This window comes from Priestia sp. AB (genome assembly GCF_028369225.1).
GTDB lineage: Bacteria > Bacillota > Bacilli > Bacillales > Bacillaceae_H > Priestia > Priestia megaterium.
The window spans coordinates 371,381-393,998 of record NZ_JAQMYN010000002.1 but is presented as its reverse complement, the minus strand read 5'-3'; the positions used below and the strand labels follow the sequence as shown (position 1 = coordinate 393,998).

The window sequence follows — 22,618 nt, the reverse complement described above, 5'->3', positions numbered from 1 at the left end:
CTTACCAATCCTCCTCTGTCTTTTTCGACTCATATAGTTTAAAGTTGCCAGTAGCTATGCGTTCTTTTGTTCGTTTTTCAATCCGTTCAGAACATTCATTGCACATATATGTATGGATAGGACGGTTGCGCAGTCGTTTTGCTACGAGCGTTTCATCCTCAATTGTTTCAATTTTATCGCACATGACACATTGTACTCTCATTTCTATCACCTCAACTTCTCTATACATCATTCTAGCCGAAAATTCTTGTTTTATAAAGTTTTTTTGCGGTGCTGTCTCTCAGTAGAAAAGGAACGATAGGAAAACATTCCTAAAGAAGCAGGTAATTTCGCTTGTTAGCTCGAAGATAGTAACTAGTAAGTACATAAACAGTAGGAGGGATGAAAATGGCCAACGAAGTCGAGACTCAACTAGTAGATGCATTATACGATGAGCTACAGACAGAGAGATTTGCAACCATTTCAACTATTGATTTTGAAACAAACGGTCCAAATGTTAGTGCCATTTCGTGGTTAGTAGCTCCGACTAAACAAAAAATTCGATTTGCCGTAGATGTCAAATCGAGGATTGTAGAAAACATTAAACATACGAATAAAGCAGTGGTAAATATTCTTGCTAATGAATCATGCTACTCAATCAGCGGAATAGCTGAGGTAGTGCAAGAAAAGTTAGAAGGAGTAGCTTTAAAGCTGACGCTAATCGAACTAGATATTAATGAAGTAAGAGATGTCATGTTCTATGGTTCTAAGATTTCAGTAAACCCTTCATATGAAAAGACCTATGATCCAGTAGCAGCTGCTAAACTCGATAAGCAAGTAATTGAAGCGATAAAAAAAGCTTAGCAGCAGCCTGCCGCTAAGCGACTTTCTTATTCATTTTTTTGAAGATGATTATTAGATTGTTTTTCCTGCTCATTCTTTAAATTTTGCTCTTGTTTATTATTTAATTTTTGATTGTTTGTATCTGTTGAGCTAGGATTTCGGCGAATTTCTTCTGCAAATTCAGGCATCACTCGGTTTACAATGGCTGCTAATTCATCTAAAAATCCTGTAACCGGCCGGCCTTTGCGAATTTCATTTCCAATTTGTTTTAGCCGAGCGACCGTATCAGGATCTGCAATAACAACAGAATTAGCGCCGTACGGATCGGCTTTCAGACCTTCGGCAACTGTATATTTGATTGAACTTACTTCTGAACGATCAATGTCTTTGCCGACGTCAATGCCTACGATTGCATACTTACCGAGCACAATGGCAGTAGCATCATTTACATTCGGAACGCTTGAAGCCAGTTCAACTAAATGAGCTGATATTTCATTAGCAGTACGCTTGTGAGAGCGCTCAGGAGATGAATTTTTGACCTGTACAATTCGATCTGTTTTTTGCCCTTCTTCAACGTCTGCTTGGTTATTGTTACAGCCGGTTAGTGTAATAAAACATAAGCTAATGGATAGAAAAAATTTGTTCATGTGGGAGACTCCTCCTTATGAATGACTCATTTTTTGTAGTAATTTGTATTTAGTTTCTAATAGTTCTTCTATCTTTATACACGTGTTCATATATTTAAAGAAAATGGTCCGTCCATTTAAGGTCACTTCACACATGTGCGTTACATAGTATATAAATGGATGGGTGCCTTGTTTCACTCCTTACAGGAAAAACAATCGGAGTAGGAGGCTGAATTATTGGGAAAAATTTATGTATTAGATACGAATGTTTTATTACAAGATCCGCATTCAATTTTTTCATTTGATGATAACGAAGTAGTGATTCCAGCCGTTGTGCTAGAAGAAGTTGATTCGAAAAAAAGAAATATGGATGAAGTCGGACGAAATGCAAGGCAGGTATCCAAACTCATTGATAACTTGAGACAACATGGAAAGTTATATGAGAAAATCCCTTTAGAAAATGGGGGCCATTTGCGAATTGAACTCAATCATCGCTCTTTTCAACAGCTTCAAGAAATCTTTGTGGAAAAAACAAATGATAATCGAATTTTAGCTGTTGCTAAAAATCTATCTCTTGAAGAGGAAACAAAAGAAGATGGACGTGAAGTGATACTAGTGAGTAAAGATGTGTTGGTACGTGTGAAGGCTGACGCAATCGGCTTAAGAGCAGAAGATTTTTTAAGTGATCGAGTAGTGGAATTCAATAGTATTTATACAGGCTTTTCGGAAGTCTATATTGCAAAAGAACTGCTGAGTCAATTTTACGAAAAAGGAGAACTGCTAACGTCTCAAATTGCGAACCACTCCTTTTTTGCAAATCAATTCTTAGTGATGAAAGATGCATTTGGGGGATCCGGATCAGCCATCGGCATTGTCGATCAAACAACAACGAAAGTAAAAAAGCTTTTATTTGAATATGATCATATCTGGGGAATCAAACCTCGAAATGTTCAGCAAATCATGGCTTTAGAACTTCTTCTTAGAGACGACGTTCAACTGGTCACGTTAATTGGAAAGGCAGGTACGGGTAAAACGCTGCTTGCTTTAGCTTCAGGACTTATGCAGACGGAAGATCTAGGATGTTTTAAAAAGCTACTTGTAGCTCGTCCAATTGTTCCTTTAGGAAAAGATATTGGATTCTTGCCAGGAGAAAAGCAGGAGAAACTTCGTCCATGGATGCAACCAATTTATGATAACCTAGAGTACTTATTTAACACTAAAAAACCTGGAGAATTGGATGCCATTCTAGCAGGGCTCAGTTCAATAGAAGTGGAAGCCTTGACGTATATAAGAGGCCGAAGCATTCCGGAACAGTTCATTATTATTGATGAAGCGCAAAATTTAACGAAGCATGAAATTAAAACAATTTTAACAAGGGTAGGGGAAAAGAGTAAAATTGTCCTTATGGGAGATCCGGCTCAAATTGATCATCCTTATTTAGATGAGTATAACAACGGATTAACGTACGTAGTTGAAAAGTTTAAAGAGCAAAAAGTATCGGGCCACGTTCGGTTAATCAAAGGAGAGCGCTCCGGGCTAGCACAATTAGCAGCTGATATTCTTTAAAAGAAGCGGGGTTCCTTTTGGAACCCCGCTTCTTTTATTATGTAACGATGATTTCTTCCACATATTTAATAGGGTTATTTCGGTTAGATCCGTCAGGTAAATAGACATAGATAGGCCCATCTTCTCTAAGAGGCTTTCCATCTTGGCTGAAACCAAAGATTAGTTTTTGTGCTTCTTCTAATGAAAAAGAAATCAGTGCGTCTTTTGTTTTAAATGAAACGTTGGTAGCTTCTTCAGTAGGTGAAGCGTTAGCTAGAAAAGGTGCAAATAAAATGCCGAATGTTCCATTTACTAGCTCCTGTTTTTTGAATTTCTTTTCGGTTTTTAACGTAGGAGGAAAGACGGCTCCCTCTTGAATTTCACGGTCCCAATGCTTCGAAACAGCCTTTGTGTACGCTTCTGTCTCATCTTTTTGCTCTGGTGGATGTTCAAAGAAAACCTCCATATCGAGCTTGCGGTCATCGAAAATCCACACGCTTGGGTCGAGTGTCAGCGTATATTTTACTTTTCCTTTTAACATAATAATTGAATTCATCATAAATGCCCCCTTGCTAAAAGTATAAGCGCTTTCTACTTATTTGTCACTTTGATGAAAAAATTTAGTTGAGAGTGATTCTCGTATGATATAATGTAAAGGTCAACGAAAGTGCGAAATTTCCTACATCTATGGTAACGATTTTGAGAAAGTAACAGTATAAAAAAGACGGCCAGCCTCACGGACATGTTTATCCTTGCTTTTTTGGAGCATAGCCTTTAAAATTGAGAGATAGATTAGGTAATCGCTCGCGAACGGAGGGATTGAGTTTGACGCCTGAGACAATGATAGATCATCGTGAAAAAGCGTATGCGTTGTTAAAAGCTGATGCAGATAAGATTTTGCAATTAATTCAAGTTCAAATGGATAACTTAACAATGCCACAATGTCCTCTTTATGAAGAGGTTTTAGATACACAAATGTTTGGTTTATCAAGAGAAATTGATTTTGCAGTTCGTCTTGGTTTAATTGATGAACGTGTTGGAAAAACATTGCTAGACCGCCTCGAGCGTGAACTTTCTGCACTGCATGAAGCGTTTACAAAAAAATAAAAATCACGCGATCGAAACTCAAACTATATACAAACGTAGTTTGAGTTTTTTATTACAGGTGGTTGAAATTTCCTAATTTACTCAAATTTGTACATAAAAGATGAAACGAAACAGAAACACGTCATTTTTAAAGGAAGAGGGTTATGGTAAAAAAAATATTTAGGCATTTTGACTATTCAATTGTAATTCCAGTGCTGCTTCTTTGTGCGGTTGGACTAGTTATGGTTTACAGTTCAAGTATGATTGTAAGTATTACAAGATATCATACATCAAGCGATTTCTTTTACAACAGACAAAAAATGTGGCTTGCTTTTACGCTTGTATTGTTCATTTTAACAATGCTAACACCTTACAAGCTGTATCCTAAAATACTGCCTTATGCGATTCTAGGGATTTTTGTACTGCTTTTGCTTGTGTTTGTAATGGGGCATACGAGTAACAATGCGCAAAGTTGGCTGCAGCTTGGCGGGGCAAACATGCAGCCGGCTGAGTATGCCAAGCTTGTTGTCATTTTATACTTATCGTATGTTTTGTCTAAAAGGCAAGAGTATATTGACAACATCAAAAAAGCTTTTTTTGGACCTATGGGTCTTGTATTTCTAATATTAGGCTTTGTAGCTATTCAGCCTGACCTTGGAACGGGATCAATTATTTTTGCTATTGCCGTTACCATTATGCTATGTTCGGGAATCTCTAAAAAAACCTTTTTCCGCATGCTAGCACTAGGTATCATTTTGCTTACGGTAATTATTACGATTGGTTTTTTTACAGGGCAGTTTACTCCCAATCGAATTGGCCGTTTTACCGGTGCATCAGATCCGTTTACCAATGCTCAAGGAACCGGTTATCAGCTGGTTAATTCATATTTAGCAATAGGTACAGGAGGCTTAAAAGGCCTTGGTTTAGGAGAAAGTGTACAAAAGTATGGTTATCTTCCGGAGCCCCATACCGATTTCATTATGGCTATTATTGCAGAAGAATTAGGGTTCTTTGGAGTTATGCTCGTGCTGGGCCTTTTAGGCTTCTTAATTTTCAGGATTTTAATGCTGGCTAAAAAATCTCAGGATCCGTTTGCCAGCATGATTTGTATTGGAGTAGCCAGTATGATAGGTATTCAAACAGGCATTAACCTTGGAGGGCTTACGGGACTCATTCCGATTACCGGGGTCACGCTTCCGTTTATCAGTTACGGAGGGTCTTCGCTGCTAACGCTGATGGTATCTATGGGAATTATTGTAAATATTTCGTTTTTCGTAAACTATCAAAATAAAAAACAGAAAAATACGGAAAATATTGTGCTACATCCGAACAATACATCAACAACAAGCGATTGATTTTCGTGAAAAAAATGTGTAAAAAAAGCAAAAATTTATTGGAATTTTATCATTTTCCATTGATTTTTGCTTTTCTTTTATCCAATTTTGCTATATATTGAAGTTTATACGAAATTGAGAGGAGATTAGCAACATGAGTTTTGTAACTAAAAAAATCAAAAAAGTATTAGTAGCAAACCGAGGAGAAATTGCGATTCGTGTATTTCGAGCATGTACTGAACTGAATATTCGGACTGTTGCAATTTATTCTAAGGAAGACGCAGGTTCTTATCACCGTTACAAAGCGGATGAAGCCTATTTAGTAGGAGCGGAGAAAAAACCGATTGATGCTTATTTAGATATAGAAGGCATCATCGACATTGCTAAGTCTCATGATGTAGATGCTATTCACCCTGGCTACGGTTTTTTGTCAGAAAATATCCAATTTGCGAAACGTTGCGAAGAAGAAGGCATTATTTTTATTGGTCCAAAATCCAAGCATCTTGATATGTTTGGGGATAAAGTAAAAGCCCGTCATCAGGCTATTCAAGCAGATATTCCCGTTATTCCTGGTACCGATGGTCCTATTGATTCAATTGACGAAGCAAAAGAATTTGCTAATCAGCATGGATATCCTCTAATGATCAAAGCTGCTTTGGGCGGAGGCGGTCGAGGCATGCGTATCGTTCGCGATGCAGACAGCCTGAACGAATCTTATGACCGTGCTAAATCAGAAGCAAAAGCTGCTTTTGGTAATGATGAAGTGTATGTCGAGAAACTAGTTGAAAATCCAAAACATATTGAAGTGCAAATTTTAGGTGATGAACAAGGAAATGTTGTGCATCTTTATGAACGCGACTGTTCTGTGCAGCGTCGTCACCAAAAAGTAGTAGAAGTAGCACCAAGTGTTTCTATAGATGAAGACTTACGTCTCCGCATTTGTGAAGCAGCTGTGCAGCTGATGGAAAAAGTGCAGTACATAAATGCTGGTACAGTAGAATTTTTAGTATCAGGAAACGATTTTTATTTTATTGAAGTAAATCCACGTGTTCAAGTAGAGCACACAATTACTGAAATGATTACAGGTATTGATATCGTTCAATCGCAAATTTTAATTGCAGACGGCTACGCGCTTCACAGCAAGGAAGTATCCATTCCTGCACAAGATCAAATTCACGTACATGGATATGCGATTCAATCTCGTGTAACGACAGAAGATCCGTTAAACAATTTTATGCCGGATACGGGTAAGATTATGGCTTATCGTTCTGGTGGCGGTTTTGGCGTACGTTTAGATACGGGAAACAGTTTCCAAGGTGCTGTAATTACGCCTTATTATGATTCACTGTTAGTAAAAGTAACAACATGGGCATTAACATTCGATCAAGCCGCATCAAAAATGGTACGAAACTTAAAAGAATTTCGTATTCGTGGAATTAAAACCAATATTCCGTTCCTTGAAAATGTAGTGAAGCATGATAAGTTCTTAACAGGTGCTTATGATACATCATTTATTGATACAACGCCTGAACTTTTTGTTTTCCCGAAGCGAAAAGACCGCGGAACTAAAATGCTTACATACATTGGGAATGTTACGGTAAACGGATTCCCAGGTGTATCGGAAAAGAAAAAGCCAATCTTTACAAAACCGCGCGTTCCTAGTGTGGATATAAGCATACCAATTCAAAACGGAACAAAGCAGATTTTAGATGAAAAAGGCGCTGAAGGGCTAGTAAATTGGGTGAAAGAACGCAAGGAAGTGCTATTAACGGATACAACCTTCCGTGATGGCCATCAGTCTCTTTTAGCAACGCGTATTCGTACAAACGACTTAAAACAAGTAGCTAACCCAACTGCACGCTTGCTTCCAGATTTATTTTCTATGGAAATGTGGGGGGGAGCAACGTTTGATGTTGCTTATCGATTCTTAAAAGAAGATCCGTGGGATCGCTTGCTTACTTTACGTCAACAAGCGCCAAACGTTCTTTTCCAAATGCTTCTTCGCGCGTCAAATGCGGTTGGATATAAAAACTATCCTGATAATGTAATTAAAGAATTTGTTGAAAAATCAGCTTATGCAGGTATTGATGTTTTCCGTATCTTTGACAGCTTAAACTGGGTGCAAGGAATGACTCTTGCAATTGACTCCGTTCGTCAAACAGGAAAGATTGCAGAAGCAGCAATGTGTTATACAGGTGATATTTTAGATCCGACGCGCCGTAAGTATGATTTGGATTACTACAAGAACTTAGCAAAAGAGCTTGAGCAGTCTGGAGCACATATCCTGGGCATTAAAGATATGGCGGGTCTTTTAAAACCACAGGCAGCTTATGATTTAGTATCGGCTCTAAAAGAAACGGTTGATATTCCAATCCACCTTCATACGCATGATACAAGCGGAAACGGTGTATACACGTATGCAAAAGCAATTGAAGCAGGTGTAGACATTGTAGACGTAGCCGTAAGCTCAATGGCAGGCTTAACGTCTCAGCCAAGTGCTAACTCTCTTTATTACGCCTTAGAAGGTGCGGACCGCAGACCAAATCTAGATATTAAAAATCTAGAAGAGCTTTCTTACTATTGGGAAGACGTGCGAAAATATTACCAAGACTTCGAAAGCGGCATGAACGCTCCTCATACAGAAGTATATGTGCATGAAATGCCAGGCGGTCAATATAGCAACTTACAGCAACAAGCAAAAGCAGTTGGTTTAGGAAACCGCTGGGATGAAGTAAAAGATATGTATTCACGCGTGAATTTGTTATTTGGTGATATTGTAAAAGTTACGCCATCATCAAAAGTAGTTGGAGATATGGCATTGTTTATGGTCCAAAACAACTTGACAGAAGAAACGCTGTTTGAGCGCGGTGAAACGCTTGACTTCCCGGATTCAGTTATTGAATTGTTTGAAGGGTATTTAGGACAGCCTCACGGGGGATTCCCTAAAGAGCTTCAGCGCATCATTCTAAAAGGCAGAAAACCTATTACAGTTCGTCCTGGAGAACTGTTAGAAGATGTGGACTTCGATGCAGTGAAAGAAAAGCTGTTTAAAGACTTAAATCGTCAAGTAACGAGTTTTGATGCCATTGCTTATGCGCTGTACCCAAAAGTATTTATGGATTATCACAAAGCAGTCGAACAATACGGGGACATTTCTGTTCTTGATACCCCGACTTTCCTATACGGCATGCGTTTAGGAGAAGAGATTGAAATTGAGATTGAAAAAGGAAAAACCTTAATTGTTCGCCTTGTATCCATTGGAGAACCGCAGGCAGACGGTACGCGAGCAGTATACTTTGAATTGAACGGTCAGCCTCGTGAAGTCGTGATTAAAGACGAAAGTGTTAAAACAACCGTTACGGCAAAACAAAAAGCCGATCAAGCAAATCCGGCCCACATCGGCGCTTCAATGCCTGGAACCGTTATTCGAGTAGTAGTAGAAAAAGGCGATAAAGTCTCAAAAGGTGATCACTTAATGATCACAGAAGCAATGAAAATGGAAACAACCGTGCAAGCACCATTTGACGGCGTGATTAAACAAGTACACGTGTCGAGTGGAGATGGCATTCAGCCGGGAGATTTATTAATTGAATTAGAAAGCTGATCAAAAAAGGTACGAGCTCTGAGCTCGTACCTTTTTTGATCAATTATGTGTATGACGCGTTGCAAGTAAGGTTAAGTAGCTTAATACACCGAATAGGAAAGAGATAATTAAAGAATGAGCAAGCGCGAGCTCTAGCTGCAAACGTGTGACAACAACAAGCATACCGGAAACCGCCTGAAAAGTAACTAGAATGAGAGCAGCTAACCATCCGTAAAAAATATTTTTTTGATGGCGATAATATTTAACTGCATGGATAAAGGCGGCTAAAATCCATACAAACGTTAAAACAGCAGCGAATCGATGTCCCATTTGAATCCACTGATTCAAATCAACAGGCAGCCAACCGTTTCCGTTTGAACAAAATGGAACATCTGGACAAGCTAAGCTAGCTTCTTTATGGCGAACAAGCGCGCCCGTGTACACAACGGCATATGTGTACAAAATAACCCCGTAGATATGTTTTTTCATTTTAGAGCCTAGCTGCATATTAGTTGCGTCGAGCTTTTGATCCACTTCAAAGATAATAAGTGTTAACAGCAGCACAGAAGCAAACGAAATAAGAGAAATACCAAAATGAAGAGCAAGCACTGCATCTGATTGCCCCCACATAACGGCAGCGGCCCCAATTAATGCTTGCAGTACTAGGAAGAAAAAAGAGATAAACGCTAAAGGTCTAACTTCTTTTATATGCCCTAGTGAAATCCATGCCCATACGCATAAAGCGAGCACAAGAAAGCCCGACACGCCAGAAACTAAGCGGTGGCTTAATTCAACAACGGTTTCAAATGTTAAAGGGTCAGGAATGAGCTGTCCATTACACAGAGGCCAAGAATCTCCGCACCCGTCTGCTGAACCAGTTTTCGTGACAAGGGCACCGCCAAGTAGAATAAGTAACATGGCCATGCTCGTCACAACGGATAAAAATTTTAATCCAAGTCGCACAATAATCACCATCCTAAAAGCAAAGTAAGTAATATAACGAGCTAAATAATTTATCCTAATCTTTTTGTATATTAAACATAAATTTCATTTATTCTCCATAAACTTGATTGAATTTGTTATAATGGTAGAAAGTGTAAGGTTTATTCATGAGTTTGACTCTGCAGATATGTAAAAGGTACCGTGCAGAAAACTATTTTACTTGCACAAATATCTTTTAACAAGTGACAGGGACATGCATTTAGCTCATGACAAAAAAAATCCATATTTTTTTCATGAATTTTTCACAAAGTAACGGCAAAATATGGTTTAATAAACATGAGAAATAGATATTTCTTTACTATTTTACCGTTTACATGTGAAGCTTTTAAGTAGCTTTGGTGAGAGGAATATGACTTCTTTGTGAACAAAGAGGAGATTTTTTTAAAAATATGTTGAAAACGCCTTCATTTATAGACTCTTTATTTACTAGATAAAAGTCTGTGGATGAGTAAAGGAGGAAGCGCCATGGAAGATTCAAAAATGGTGGAAGATTCAACGCTTTCTGCATCGCCTAACACAGCTCATGTAAGCGAAAATAGTTCCGTTTGGTCAGATTTTTTAGCTACGATTAAAATTGGAATAGTCAACTCGAATTTCATCACCACCTTTACTGGTTTTTGGCTAGCTCTTTTCTTCAACGAACAACACTTCTTAGAAAACCTGGATAAAGCATTTTTTACTTTAATAGGTTCTTCACTTATCATCGCCGGTTCATGCAGTTTGAACAATTACATAGATCGTGACATTGACCCTCTAATGGAACGAACAAAGGGACGACCTACAGTGACAGGGAGTTTTACACCTTTGACGGTCCTTGGGATTGGAATCGGTTTTACGTTAACCGGCTTGCTTATGCTACTAGTTGTTTCTTCAGTAGCCGCTCTCATTGGATTAGCAGGAATACTTACATATGTAGTTCTTTACACCATGTGGTCCAAAAGACTATACACAATTAATACAGTAATCGGAAGTATATCAGGAGCTGTCCCGCCTTTAATTGGATGGGCCGCTATTGATCCCAATTTACATGTAGTGGCTTGGGTATTATTTTTAATCATGTTTATTTGGCAGCCCCCTCATTTTCTAGCTCTTGCTATGCGAAGATGTGAAGAATACCGGGCAGCGGGAATCCCTATGTTGCCTGTTGTACACGGGTTTGAGCTTACAAAACGACAGATTCTCATTTGGATTGCTTGTTTGTTGCCATTACCTCTTTATTTATACGAATTAGGCACTCCATTTCTAATTTTGGCCACTGTTTTAAACATAGGATGGCTATTTTTAGGATTTGCTCAATACAATAAACAAGAAGACACAAAGTGGGCTAGCATGATGTTTGTCTACTCACTAAACTATTTAACTATTTTATTTGTCTCAATGATTGTCGCAACGCTTTTTGCCTAGATAAAATCTTTCACTGAATGCGACACTGCACAAGGGGGATTTCTTCTACATGTAGAATTCATTATAGAAGGAATAAGTTTTATGCTCAAGAGGGCATAGATGAAATCACGTCAATGAAAGAGAGGTTGGGGAATGGTATGAAAAAATGGCGATTGAACTTTCGCGTTTTGTCGTTATTTACGCTGCTTGCATTCGTGTTATCGGCCTGTGGAAAACCGTTTTTGTCAACACTTAAGCCTGCAGGTGAGGTAGCTGAAGAACAATATTCGCTTATGCTGCTTAGTACAGCCATCATGGTTTTAGTTATTATTGTTGTCACCATTATCTTTATATTTGTTATTTTGCGCTTTCGTCGTCGTAAAGGCGAAGAAAATGTGATTCCAAAGCAAGTAGAGGGAAGCAGAAAGTTAGAAATTATATGGACAGTGATCCCTATCTTGCTGCTGATTATTTTGACTGTTCCAACGGTCATCTCAACATTTAAGCTAGCGGATGTAAAAGGAATGAAGGACAAAGATGCTGTCGTAGTAAATGTGCGCGCTAACTTGTACTGGTGGGAATTTGAGTATCCTAATCAAAAAATTATTACATCGCAAGATCTAGTTGTTCCAACGGATAAAAAAGTCTACTTTAACATTAAAGCTTCTGACGTCAAGCACTCATTCTGGATTCCTTCAGTTGGAGGAAAGCTCGATGCTAACACAGAAAATGATAATAAATTCTGGCTAGTGTTTGATTCTAAAAAATCGAAGGAAGCTAACGGGGTTTTCTACGGAAAATGTGCTGAGCTTTGTGGTCCATCTCATTCTCTTATGGACTTTAAAGTACGGGCTGTATCAAGCGATGAATTTGATACGTGGGCAAAAGATTTGAAAAAGGCAAAGCCTGATGTAGAAACAGCATCCGCAAAAGCTGGTCAAGAGGTCTTTAATGAAAGCTGTATCGGATGTCATGCTGTTGACGTCAAAGACAATCGTCCAGAACAAGCTCGTCAAGCACCAAACTTAGCCGGTTTTTCTGAACGTGAGCGTGTAGCTGGGGTGCTTCCTCACAACAAGGAAAATATCAAAAAATGGTTAAAAGACCCTGAAAAAGTTAAGCCGGGTAATAAGATGAGTGGTACATATCCTGACTTAACAGATGAACAAGTGAATGAGTTAGCAGACTATTTAATGAGTTTAAAAGAAAAATAAACGTCCAGTCGTTTTTAAAAGGGGAGGTTTAGCGATGAGTACACTCAGTCAAAAGAAGGGTGTAGGTGGAACAATTTGGGACTTTATGACAACCGTTGACCATAAGAAAATTGCCATTCTTTATCTAATTGCCGGCGGTATCTTTTTTCTAGTCGGAGGAGTGGAAGCGCTATTTATACGTATTCAGCTGGCTATACCAAGCAATGACTTTGTTAGTGCAGGAACGTATAATGAAATTTTAACAATGCATGGAACAACAATGATTTTCTTAGCCGCAATGCCGCTTCTTTTTGCCATGATGAATGCAGTTGTTCCGCTGCAAATTGGAGCTCGAGATGTAGCATTTCCATTTTTAAATTTGTTAGGTTTTTGGTTGTTTGCCTTTGGGGGACTCTTTTTAAATCTAAGCTGGTTTTTAGGAGGAGCACCTGATGCAGGGTGGACCTCATATGCTTCGCTGTCTATTGCATCACCTGGTCACGGAATTGATTTTTATGCGATAGGTTTGCAGATTTCCGGAGCCGGGACATTGATTTCAGGTATCAACTTTCTCGTGACAATCATTAACATGAGGGCGCCAGGTATGACTTATATGCGTATGCCGCTGTTTACGTGGACGACGTTTGTTGCATCAGCCCTTATTTTGTTTGCGTTTCCAGCACTAACGGTTGGATTGTTTTTAATGATTTTTGACCGCTTATTCGGGGGAAACTTTTTTGACGCCACAATGGGTGGGAACACCATTATCTGGGAACATCTTTTCTGGATATTCGGTCATCCGGAAGTATATATTTTAATTCTTCCAGCGTTTGGTGTTTTCTCTGAAATTTTACCTACTTTTTCAAGAAAGAGACTATTCGGGTACTCGTCGATGGTTTTTGCTACCGTATTAATCGGATTTTTAGGGTTCATGGTGTGGGCCCACCACATGTTTACAACCGGACTTGGTCCAATTGCAAATGCCATTTTTGCTGTCGCTACGATGGCTATCGCCGTTCCAACTGGAATTAAAATTTTCAACTGGTTGTTTACGCTTTGGGGAGGAAGTATTGAGTTTACGTCTCCAATGCTGTATGCTGTCGCTTTTATTCCATCATTTGTTATCGGGGGAGTAACAGGAGTTATGGCAGCTGTAGCACCTGCAGATTATCAATTTCAAGATTCTTATTTTATCGTTGCTCACTTCCATTACGTTATCGTAGGCGGTGTCGTATACGCTATATTAGCAGGTGTCACATACTGGTGGCCAAAAATGTTTGGGAAGATGTTAGATGAAAAGTTAAGCAAAGCAACGTTCTGGCTCTTTTTGATTGGTTTCCACTTAACGTTCTTTATTCAGCATTTCTTAGGCCTAATGGGGATGCCTCGCCGCGTATGGACGTTCTTGCCTAATCAAGGTCTTGACCTTGGGAATGCAATCAGTTCATCAGGAGCTGCTTTCATGGCGGTTGCTACGCTCATTTTACTGGTTAATATTATAAAAACAACTGCCAAAGGACAAAAGGTAGGAGGAGACCCTTGGGGAGACGGACGCACATTAGAATGGGCTATTTCATCTCCGCCTCCAGAGTATAACTTTAAACAAACGCCGCTTGTACGCGGGTTAGATGCATATTGGATTGAAAAAATGGCAGGAAATAAAGAAATGACGCCAGCCGAACCTCTTGGTGATATTCATATGCCAAACTCGTCGTTTATTCCATTTATGATATCGCTTGGAATGTTTATTGCAGGGATTGGCTTTTTGTATCGAAATGATCATGCGTGGGGAGATATTGTAGGGATTATCGGAATGATCGTCATGTTTTTATCGATGTTCTTCCGTTCATGGATTGATGATCACGGCTTTCATATTCACAAAGAAGACTTAGTTGATGATGACAAGGAGGCGAAGATGTAATGGAGACTGAACAAAAGCTAACTGCTGAAACTTTCCCTGCTTCGCCTGAAAAAGCAACGCTTGAAGGGAAAAATAAATTTACTGGCTTTTGGCTCTTTTTAGGCGGAGAGACGGTTTTGTTTGCTTCACTTTTTGCTACTTATTTAGCTTTACGTAATTCAACGATGTCAGGACCTAAGCCAGAAGAATTATTTGATATTAAGCTTGTTTTTGCAGCCACCATGATTTTATTAACAAGTTCACTAACAAGCGTATATGCTATGTATCATATGAAAAATTTTGAATTTAAAAAGATGCAGCTATGGTTAGGCGTTACGTGGCTTTTAGGTTTAGCGTTTTTAGGGCTAGAAATTTATGAGTTCAGGCATTATGTTCATGAAGGGCATACGTTTACAAGCAGCGCATTCGGTTCTTCTTTCTACGCGCTGGTTGGGACCCACGGAGCTCACGTAACGTTCGGATTGCTTTGGATTGGTTCTTTGATGATTCGAAATGCGAAGCGGGGGTTAAACTTATATAACGCTCCTAAATATTATGTCGCAAGTTTATACTGGCACTTTATCGATGTTGTGTGGGTCTTTATTTTCACAGTTGTATATTTAATGGGAATGGTGGGATAAGCTGATGACGACAAATCAATCAAACTCAGATAACCCAAGGCTCAATTTAGATTATCGTAAAAAAAGAAACGCAGAAGATATGAAGATGCAAGTTATCTCTTTTGGGATGATGTTGTTTCTAACGCTAATTGCTTTTTTTGCGGTTTATCAAGAGTTTAGCGGATGGTACATTATGCCGGTGATTGTGCTCTTGGCCGTTGTTCAAGTCATCTTTCAACTTTATTATTTCATGCATATGAACCACAAAGGACATACCATACCAGCATTTTTCTTGTATTCAGGCGTATTGGTAGCTCTTTTAACCATTTTAGCTTTTGTAACCATTATTTGGTGGTAAAGAAAAGGGCTGGCATGCGCCAGTCCTTTTCATCATCTGTAGAAGGAGGAATAGACGTTGATTAACAATTTGCAGATGTTTGGTTTTGAAGCACTTTGGAGTCCTTACTATTTTTTAACCATTTGTCTGGTGACCGTCTTATATTTTTTCATCGTTGGTAGATGGAGAGGGAGTTTTATAGGAGCCGTGGCCGTAAACAGAAAAACAAAAGCGTATTTTGTTATTAGCATGGTTCTTTTATATATATGTAAAGGAGGGCCTGTAGATTTACTAGGGCATTTTATGTTTAGTGCTCATATGACGCAAATGGCAATCGTTTACTTGGTGATTCCTCCGCTTTTTATTTTAGGAATTCCGGCGTGGTTAGCTCGTTCTGTTATTTATGTAAGAGGGGTTAAACCTATTTTTAAATTCTTTACACAGCCCTTAATTGCGCTACTGTTATTCAATGGGTTATTCTCTTTGTATCATATTCCGCTGCTTTTTGATTTTATTAAAACGGATATGATGCTCCACGGAATCGTGAGTGTTGTATTATTTATCGCTGCATTTTGCATGTGGTGGCCACTCGTTAATCAGCTAGAAGAAGAACAAACGCTAAGTTCTTTAAAAAAGCTTGGATACATTTTTGCAGATGGCGTACTCCTTACTCCAGCGTGCGCGCTGATTATTTTTGCAAATCATTCTTTATATGCGACGTATACAGATTCAAGCGCTTGGGTACAAGCTCTTTCCCTTTGTGTACCGCCTTCTATGATTGCAAGTTTAGGGCAGCTTGCTCCCGAGATGTTTAATACGCTGCCGCCCGTGGAAGATCAGCAGCTAGGCGGCGTTATTATGAAGATCATTCAAGAAATTGTGTATGGAACGGTTTTAGGCTTTATTTTTTTTCAGTGGGCTCGAAAAGAACGAGAGAAAGATACGTACATGCCCGATTTTACTGAGCCTCAAGATATAAAACCAAAGGAATTTCCGTCTACTCCTCCTTTGAATTAGAAAAAGCGCAGTGTGATTACTGCGCTTTTTCTAATTCTATAGCTGAACGGTTTCAAGCTGTGATTTGATTTGTGTTAATATCTTTTCACACTGTTCTACAAGGGATGGCGGAAAGTATTCGCCGTCTCCATATTCTACACCGTGAGGATAATAATGTTTGCCTAGTAGAGGTGTCATAAGATGAATAACAGCATGCCTGCCCCCTACGTCGCCTGAAATAGCATGTCCTTGGACTCGCAAATAGAAGGTATCTCGCTGAAACTCGAATTTTCGATCGTACGTGACGCGTTCATAATCCCATTGTCCGGCGCGGACCAGACCAAATTGATGCATAATCTCATCTAATAAATCTAAATCAACCTTTAATGAATCAAATTTTGCATATTCAAATTTCATATGAACTCCCTCCCAAAACAGATATACCCCAATTAAATCATAAGCCGAATGGATAAAACTTGCAATATCTAATAAGGAAAAATGTAAACGTTATCTATTTTTATTTAAACGTTTTAAATACGAAAGTTTACTAAAAAGTTGGTCACACTATAAAACGAACACACGATGTAAAGGAGGATAAAATAATGAAAACTGTACAAGAGGTAATGACAGCTGATACGGAAACATGCACCACGCTTGATAACGTATATGAAGTAGCAGTGAAAATGAAGGAATGGAATGTAGGAGCAATTCCAATTGTCGATAGAGACCAGCTAGTAGGAATGATTACAGATCGAGACTTAGTTATCAAAGGCATTGCAGAAAAGAAGCCAAATTCAAGTAAAGTAACGGATGTTATGAGTGAAGAGCTTATAACTATTACAGCGGAAGCCTCTGTAGAAGAAGCTTCTAAGCTTATGGCTCAACATCAAATCCGTCGTCTTCCTGTTGTGGAAAATCAAAAGCTAGTAGGGATTGTGTCGCTAGGTGATTTATCAACGTTTCGCTATGCAAATGAACGTGCAGGAGAAGCGCTCTCAGACATTTCACAACAAACGCATTAAAAAGCGAAAGCCAACTGTTTGCAGTATATTCGTAAATAGTTGGCTTTTTCTTTTGTTTCCTTCATACCGATAGCTATTTTTTTTTGAATGCATGTATAATAGAGATAAAAATAAGTTAAACAGGTAAAGAAAACAGGTGTAAGGAGAGGAAGAAAAGCTGAAAAAAGTTATTTTTATTCTCGTATTAATAGTGGCATTTGTATACGCGGAGGATTATTTACCTCAGCTAGAAAAATATCTAACGGGTCAAAATATTGAGCAAAACCAAACGGATTCCAAAAGTCAGCCCACACAAGAAGTGGCTTCTTATGAAAAACAAAGTGAAAATATGATGAGGCTCATTGGAGATCATTCAGAACAGTTAATTGGAATGCTTGGAGAGCCGGATCGTATTGATTCTTCTGCATATGGCTATGACTGGTGGATTTACAAAAAGAATCGTCAAACTTATGCGCAGGTAGGAGTAGAAAATAATCAAGTCGTATCTGTATACGTCATTGGCTCAAAAACAAATACAGATCCTTTTGAGATTGGTGAGAAGCGAGAGGAAGTAGAAAAAAGAGTTTCACTTTCATCGGAACTCACGCTTCAAAAAGACGGAAATGAATACCGATTTCGTCTGAGTGAAGAGGATATGAAAATGCGTCCCATTATTAAATATGGAGATGTATACCTCCAACTATATTTTGATCAGTTCCTTAATACAATCTCAAGTATTCGAATTATGGACATGGACACGCTATTAAAACAGCGTCCGTACGAAATTGTTTACCGCGGCGAGCTTCCCACAGCTCCGTCATTGACATCGGAGGAGTGGAAAAGTGTCCAAGAAGGAGAAGAGCAGCAAATTATCGATATTACAAATGTAATTCGAGACCGGTTTCAGCTGTCGCCTTTAGCTTGGGACGAAGCCACTGCCGGAGTAGCTTATTTACACAGCAAAGAAATGAGCGACTTAAACTATTTCTCTCACGTTTCACCAGCACAAGGTGATTTAGGCAACCGTCTGCAAAAAGGTGATGTAGTATACCGTATCGCGGGCGAAAATATTGCCTCGAATTATCAGGATGGAATCGCTGCGGTTGAAGGGTGGCTTAATAGTGAGGGACATCGTAAGGCTTTACTCAATAAAGAGTTTACGCGTCTTGGTGTAGGTGTATATGAGAAATATTACACGCAAAACTTTATCACTCCGATGAATGAATAGTAAGATTAAAACTTCCTTTTGAAAATAGGTCTACTCTTGTCCTCTTTCTCATAAGTTTTAGTAGAGGTTAGAGGAGGGACGAGAATGAAAGGAAGAATAGTAGGAATATTGCTCGTACTTTTCTTTGCATATACGACTACTGTACATGCAGCTGAAGGGCAGTGGGAAAAGCTTGATAACTTATCTGATCAAACGCTATCGCTTGTAGAGCAAAAGGAGTATAAAGCAGCCCAACATTTGTTCAGAAACTTTTCGAATGAATTTACCAGTCTCAATACAGCTTCTTTGGGCGTATCGGCCGAAGATATACGTATTTTAACTCTTTGTTATGAACAGGTAGAAAGGTCTCTTTTATCTTCTGATTCCAGTGATGAAGAACGTCTTCAAAAAGCTACTCAATTTCGATTGTTAGTCGATGCGCTGCACAGCAAGCATCAGCCTATGTGGACTGAGCTCGAAGGCAGTATGCTAGCAACATTTAAAGAGATGCGAAATGAAGCGGTAAAAGGAGAACAATCGGCTTATGAAGCGCAGCTTAAGCAATTTTTGAAGGAATATGATATGATCTTACCGAGCGCGCAGGTAGACGTGTCGTCTCCCTACGTACAGCGTGTGAGCGCGGACGTTCACTTTTTACAAACTGAAGGAACGCTAAGTGAGATTAACGATGAGCAGTTTAACCAAATGGAACAAAACTTAAAAGATTTTTTTGAACAAGTAAAAGAAAATCGTACAGACCCGTCTTTTATTTGGGTTACAATTACCACCGGAAGTATTATTATTGCTACACTTTTTTATGTAGGAGCGCGAAAATATTTTGCTGACCAGAAAAGAAAGTCAGCCAGAGGGCGTAATGATTGACGTAAAAGCGCAGAATTGTCTAAAATAAAAGAGTAGTCAAACACATAATGAAAGGTGTGGGTAAATGAGCTTTTTGATTTATTTTCTCATTATTATCCTTGTGCCAATTTGGGCACAGTTTAAGGTGAGAAGTGCTTACAAAAAATATTCACAAGTAAGCAACTCATCAGGAATGACAGGCGCAGAAGTGGCAAGAAAAATTTTGGATGAAAACGGATTGTACAACGTTCACGTAGAGCCTGTAGGCGGATTTTTATCGGATCACTACGATCCTCGTTCAAAAGTAATTCGTTTATCAGAAGACAACTATTACGGAACGTCTGTCGCGGGCGCTGCCGTTGCGGCTCACGAAGTGGGCCACGCGATTCAAGACAAAGAAAACTATTCGTTTTTACGTCTTCGCCACTCCCTTGTGCCGGTGGCAAGCCTTGGATCAAACGCTTCTTGGATTTTAATTATGATTGGAATTATTGCGTCGATTAAGCCGTTGCTATTGTTAGGTATTATTTTCATGGCAGCAGCGGTCGTATTCCAAGTTGTAACACTGCCTGTTGAATTTAATGCTTCAAGCCGAGCCATGACGCAAATCGTCTCAGTCGGAGCGATTCGAAATGACGAAGAGCGCGAGACGCGTAAAGTGCTTAACGCAGCGGCTTTAACATACGTAGCAGCTGCAGCAGTAGCAGTTCTTGAGTTGGTTCGTTTAATCATGATTTATACAGGAATGAATAATGACGACTAAAAAAAATACCGCATTAGCGGTATTTTTTTTATCTTTCAAGCGGTTTTTTATTTTCATCAAGGGTAAATCCTTCGCCTAAGACATCATGAACATCCGTAACTGCAACGAATGCGTGCGGATCTACAGAAGTAATAACTTGCTTTAAACGGAAAATTTCGTTTTTACTAACCACGCAGTATAGCACGTTGGTATCTTGCTTAGAAAAAGAACCTTGTCCTTTTAAAATCGTCACGCCTCGATCCATTTCTTTCATAATTTTATCCGATATGGCTTCGTTATGATTTGAAATGATCGTTGCTCCTTTGGCGGCATACGCGCCGTCTTGCATAAAGTCAATAACCCGTGCAGCGACAAAGACTGCAACAAGTGTGTACATAGCTTCTCGGTAGGATAAATAAATGAGAGACGCACTAATCACAATAAAGTCAAAAAGAAACATCGTTTTCCCCATATTCCACCCGATATATTTTTGAACAACACGTGCGATGATATCGACTCCTCCTGTTGTTCCTCCAAACCTGAAAATAATGCCAAGACCGACTCCAATAAAAACACCGGCAAAAAGAGCTGCTAGAGTCATATCATGACGCAGGGGCATATTCACTGGGAAGCGCTGGAATATCCATAAAAATAGCGATAAGCTAACGACTCCGAGCATGGTATAAATAAATGCTGTTCTCCCTAATAGTTTCCACCCTACAAAAAACAAAGGAATATTTAACACTAAGTTCGAATAAGAGGGATCAATGTTAAATAAGAAAAATAAAAGCAGGGTAATGCCTGTGAATCCACCTTCAGCTAAATTGTTTTGCATGTTAAAATTAACAAGTCCAAACGCAAATATGGCAGCACCAAGCAGTATAAAAATAATATTTTTTAATCTGAGACCTTTCATACTTACAAACCTCCTATGACCGTTTTTGCACTACCTTATCATAAAGGAATATATTTCATTTCGTAAATAACTATCGAAAAGATTTTTGAAAATAGTAAAAAGTGATGATGTTTCTTCTAGTGCTATGTATTAGTAGTATCCTCAATTCGTAAAATATAGACAGATTTTTGAGAATTAAGGGAAACGTGAGGAATATTGTGAAAGAACATCTGACAAAGGCTTGGTAAGAAGAAGTAATTACACTAAATAATTTGAAGTAAAGATGTTATAATAGTAAGCTGAGTGTACTTCTAAAAGAGGTGAAATAAAAAGATGTCAAAAAAAACGATGGAGCAAATGCAGCAAGAAGTTGATGCATATATTAGCCAATTTAAAGAAGGATATTTTAGTCCTCTTGCTATGCTTGCGCGCATGTCGGAAGAAGTGGGCGAATTATCGCGCGAAATTAACCACTATTATGGTGAAAAGCCGAAGAAAACGACTGAAGCAGAACGTACGGTCGAAGAAGAAATGGGCGACATTTTATTTGTATTAATTTGCTTTGCAAATTCATTAAATATCGATTTACAAGAAGCGCATGATCGCGTTATGAATAAATTTAATACGCGTGACAAAGATCGCTGGACGAAAAAAGAAGACTAAGGAGAGAAAAAGAATGGACAAAATTCGAATTGTACTTGCAGGACCAAGAGGTCGTATGGGAAAAGAAGCTGTATTATTAATAGAAGAAACAGAGCATTTTGAATTAGTAGCAGCGGTAGATCGTATCAATGCAGGAAAATACATAAGTGATATTGAAGGAATGCCAAATGTACAAGCGCCAATCTACACGGATATTGAAAAATGCTTTCAAGACGTTAAGGCAGATGTTTTAGTTGATTTGACAACACCTGAAATTGGGCGCGTTCATACTAAAACAGCCCTAACATATGGAGTAAGACCTGTTGTAGGAACAACTGGCTTTTCAGAAGAAGATTTAAAAGAATTACAGCAGCTTGCTGAAGAGAAGGAACTTGGCTGTATCATTGCACCTAATTTTGCGATTGGCGCTATTTTAATGATGAAGTTTTCACAAATGGCAGCTAAATACTTCGATGATGTTGAAATTATTGAAATGCATCACGATCAAAAGTTAGATGCACCATCAGGAACAGGCTTAAAAACAGCGGAGCTTATCAGTGAAGTTCGTGAAGCAAAAAAACAGGGTCATCCTGAGGAAAAAGAATTGCTAGAAGGCGCACGCGGTGCAGATTATGAAGGAATCCGCCTACATAGCGTACGTTTGCCAGGACTGATTGCTCACCAAGAAGTGATGTTCGGAGGATTTGGACAAACATTAAAAATCCGTCATGATTCATACAACCGTGCTTCTTTTATGTCAGGTGTGAAGCTAGCTGTTGACACAGTTATGAACGTAGACACACTTGTATATGGGTTAGAAAATATTATTGACTAAGGAGCGAG

23 protein-coding genes are annotated in these 22,618 nt (G+C 38.9%); 17 read left to right on the top strand and 6 right to left on the bottom strand.

The genetic code is table 11. The features are described 5' to 3' along the window. Position 1 precedes the first annotated feature (1 nt). On the bottom strand, positions 2–202 hold the full coding sequence (locus tag POF52_RS08230; protein WP_013056069.1) for a YlaI family protein: 201 nt from the start codon (positions 200–202) through the stop codon (positions 2–4). Between the two features lie 185 nt (positions 203–387). On the opposite strand from POF52_RS08230, the gene POF52_RS08225 reads away from it, so the two are divergent. Further along, positions 388–843, top strand: a complete 456-nt coding sequence (locus POF52_RS08225; RefSeq protein ID WP_013082304.1) for a pyridoxamine 5'-phosphate oxidase family protein — start codon at positions 388–390, stop codon at positions 841–843. 26 nt (positions 844–869) lie between these two features. On the opposite strand, the gene POF52_RS08220 is transcribed toward POF52_RS08225, so the two are convergent. Then, positions 870–1,469 carry a YhcN/YlaJ family sporulation lipoprotein gene (locus POF52_RS08220; RefSeq protein ID WP_013056071.1) on the bottom strand — a complete coding sequence of 200 codons (600 nt, stop codon included), beginning with the start codon at positions 1,467–1,469 and terminating at the stop codon, positions 870–872. A 216-nt stretch (positions 1,470–1,685) separates the two neighbouring features. Between POF52_RS08220 and POF52_RS08215 the strand changes: the two genes are divergently transcribed. Continuing rightward, entirely contained in the window at positions 1,686–3,014 is a 1,329-nt protein-coding gene (locus POF52_RS08215; RefSeq protein WP_013056072.1) for a PhoH family protein, read from the top strand. 37 nt (positions 3,015–3,051) lie between these two features. On the opposite strand, the gene POF52_RS08210 is transcribed toward POF52_RS08215, so the two are convergent. Then, positions 3,052–3,552, bottom strand: coding sequence for a hypothetical protein (locus POF52_RS08210; protein ID WP_013082306.1), 501 nt, complete (start codon positions 3,550–3,552; stop codon positions 3,052–3,054). Positions 3,553–3,833: 281 nt separating this feature from the next. Between POF52_RS08210 and POF52_RS08205 the strand changes: the two genes are divergently transcribed. The 3 genes from POF52_RS08205 (at position 3,834) to pyc (ending at position 9,017) form a co-directional block, all read left to right on the top strand. Continuing rightward, the gene (locus POF52_RS08205) at positions 3,834–4,100 is read left to right on the top strand and encodes a YlaN family protein (RefSeq protein WP_370506486.1); all 267 of its coding nucleotides are present in this window, start codon (positions 3,834–3,836) and stop codon (positions 4,098–4,100) included. A gap of 143 nt (positions 4,101–4,243) precedes the next feature. Beyond that, a complete protein-coding gene (locus POF52_RS08200) occupies positions 4,244–5,434 on the top strand; it encodes an FtsW/RodA/SpoVE family cell cycle protein (protein WP_016763444.1) in 1,191 nt (396 codons plus the stop codon). Positions 5,435–5,567: 133 nt separating this feature from the next. Then, entirely contained in the window at positions 5,568–9,017 is a 3,450-nt protein-coding gene (pyc, locus tag POF52_RS08195) for a pyruvate carboxylase (RefSeq protein WP_271991768.1), read from the top strand. Between the two features lie 39 nt (positions 9,018–9,056). Here the strand turns inward: pyc and POF52_RS08190 are convergent, their stop codons facing one another. After that, positions 9,057–9,959, bottom strand: coding sequence for a COX15/CtaA family protein (locus tag POF52_RS08190; RefSeq protein ID WP_034653460.1), 903 nt, complete (start codon positions 9,957–9,959; stop codon positions 9,057–9,059). 504 nt (positions 9,960–10,463) lie between these two features. Between POF52_RS08190 and cyoE the strand changes: the two genes are divergently transcribed. From cyoE to ctaG, 6 genes are all read left to right on the top strand, one after another. Beyond that, positions 10,464–11,402: a heme o synthase gene (cyoE, locus tag POF52_RS08185; protein ID WP_016763447.1), complete on the top strand. Its 939-nt coding sequence runs from the start codon at positions 10,464–10,466 to the stop codon at positions 11,400–11,402. A gap of 137 nt (positions 11,403–11,539) precedes the next feature. Further along, positions 11,540–12,595: a cytochrome c oxidase subunit II gene (gene coxB, locus POF52_RS08180; RefSeq protein ID WP_016763448.1), complete on the top strand. Its 1,056-nt coding sequence runs from the start codon at positions 11,540–11,542 to the stop codon at positions 12,593–12,595. A gap of 34 nt (positions 12,596–12,629) precedes the next feature. Further along, positions 12,630–14,495: a cytochrome c oxidase subunit I gene (ctaD, locus tag POF52_RS08175; RefSeq protein WP_013082312.1), complete on the top strand. Its 1,866-nt coding sequence runs from the start codon at positions 12,630–12,632 to the stop codon at positions 14,493–14,495. Beyond that, positions 14,495–15,115 (top strand): cytochrome c oxidase subunit III, encoded by a 621-nt coding sequence (gene ctaE / locus POF52_RS08170; RefSeq protein ID WP_013056081.1) that lies wholly within the window; start codon positions 14,495–14,497, stop codon positions 15,113–15,115. Before ctaD ends, ctaE begins: the two co-directional genes overlap by 1 nt. A 4-nt stretch (positions 15,116–15,119) precedes the next feature. Further along, positions 15,120–15,452: a cytochrome c oxidase subunit IVB gene (gene ctaF, locus POF52_RS08165; RefSeq protein ID WP_013082313.1), complete on the top strand. Its 333-nt coding sequence runs from the start codon at positions 15,120–15,122 to the stop codon at positions 15,450–15,452. A 57-nt stretch (positions 15,453–15,509) separates the two neighbouring features. Continuing rightward, positions 15,510–16,448 (top strand): cytochrome c oxidase assembly factor CtaG, encoded by a 939-nt coding sequence (ctaG, locus tag POF52_RS08160; RefSeq protein ID WP_271991759.1) that lies wholly within the window; start codon positions 15,510–15,512, stop codon positions 16,446–16,448. A 36-nt stretch (positions 16,449–16,484) separates the two neighbouring features. On the opposite strand, the gene POF52_RS08155 is transcribed toward ctaG, so the two are convergent. After that, complete coding sequence (locus tag POF52_RS08155) at positions 16,485–16,844, bottom strand: YugN family protein (protein ID WP_013056084.1); 360 nt, start codon at positions 16,842–16,844, stop codon at positions 16,485–16,487. A 185-nt stretch (positions 16,845–17,029) separates the two neighbouring features. Between POF52_RS08155 and POF52_RS08150 the strand changes: the two genes are divergently transcribed. The 4 genes from POF52_RS08150 (at position 17,030) to POF52_RS08135 (ending at position 20,259) form a co-directional block, all read left to right on the top strand. Then, on the top strand, positions 17,030–17,449 hold the full coding sequence (locus tag POF52_RS08150; protein WP_013056085.1) for a CBS domain-containing protein: 420 nt from the start codon (positions 17,030–17,032) through the stop codon (positions 17,447–17,449). 190 nt (positions 17,450–17,639) lie between these two features. Further along, complete coding sequence (locus POF52_RS08145) at positions 17,640–18,656, top strand: CAP domain-containing protein (protein WP_271991755.1); 1,017 nt, start codon at positions 17,640–17,642, stop codon at positions 18,654–18,656. A gap of 84 nt (positions 18,657–18,740) precedes the next feature. Then, complete coding sequence (locus tag POF52_RS08140; RefSeq protein ID WP_013082316.1) at positions 18,741–19,517, top strand: sporulation protein YpjB; 777 nt, start codon at positions 18,741–18,743, stop codon at positions 19,515–19,517. Positions 19,518–19,581: 64 nt separating this feature from the next. Further along, positions 19,582–20,259, top strand: coding sequence for a zinc metallopeptidase (locus POF52_RS08135; RefSeq protein ID WP_013056088.1), 678 nt, complete (start codon positions 19,582–19,584; stop codon positions 20,257–20,259). Positions 20,260–20,287: 28 nt separating this feature from the next. On the opposite strand, the gene POF52_RS08130 is transcribed toward POF52_RS08135, so the two are convergent. Further along, positions 20,288–21,154, bottom strand: a complete 867-nt coding sequence (locus POF52_RS08130) for a YitT family protein (protein WP_013082317.1) — start codon at positions 21,152–21,154, stop codon at positions 20,288–20,290. Positions 21,155–21,466: 312 nt separating this feature from the next. Here POF52_RS08130 and POF52_RS08125 point away from each other — a divergent pair, with 312 nt between their 5' ends. Then, positions 21,467–21,796 carry a nucleotide pyrophosphohydrolase gene (locus POF52_RS08125; protein WP_013056090.1) on the top strand — a complete coding sequence of 110 codons (330 nt, stop codon included), beginning with the start codon at positions 21,467–21,469 and terminating at the stop codon, positions 21,794–21,796. 13 nt (positions 21,797–21,809) lie between these two features. Next, positions 21,810–22,610 carry a 4-hydroxy-tetrahydrodipicolinate reductase gene (gene dapB, locus POF52_RS08120; RefSeq protein WP_176583870.1) on the top strand — a complete coding sequence of 267 codons (801 nt, stop codon included), beginning with the start codon at positions 21,810–21,812 and terminating at the stop codon, positions 22,608–22,610. Positions 22,611–22,618 lie beyond the last annotated feature (8 nt).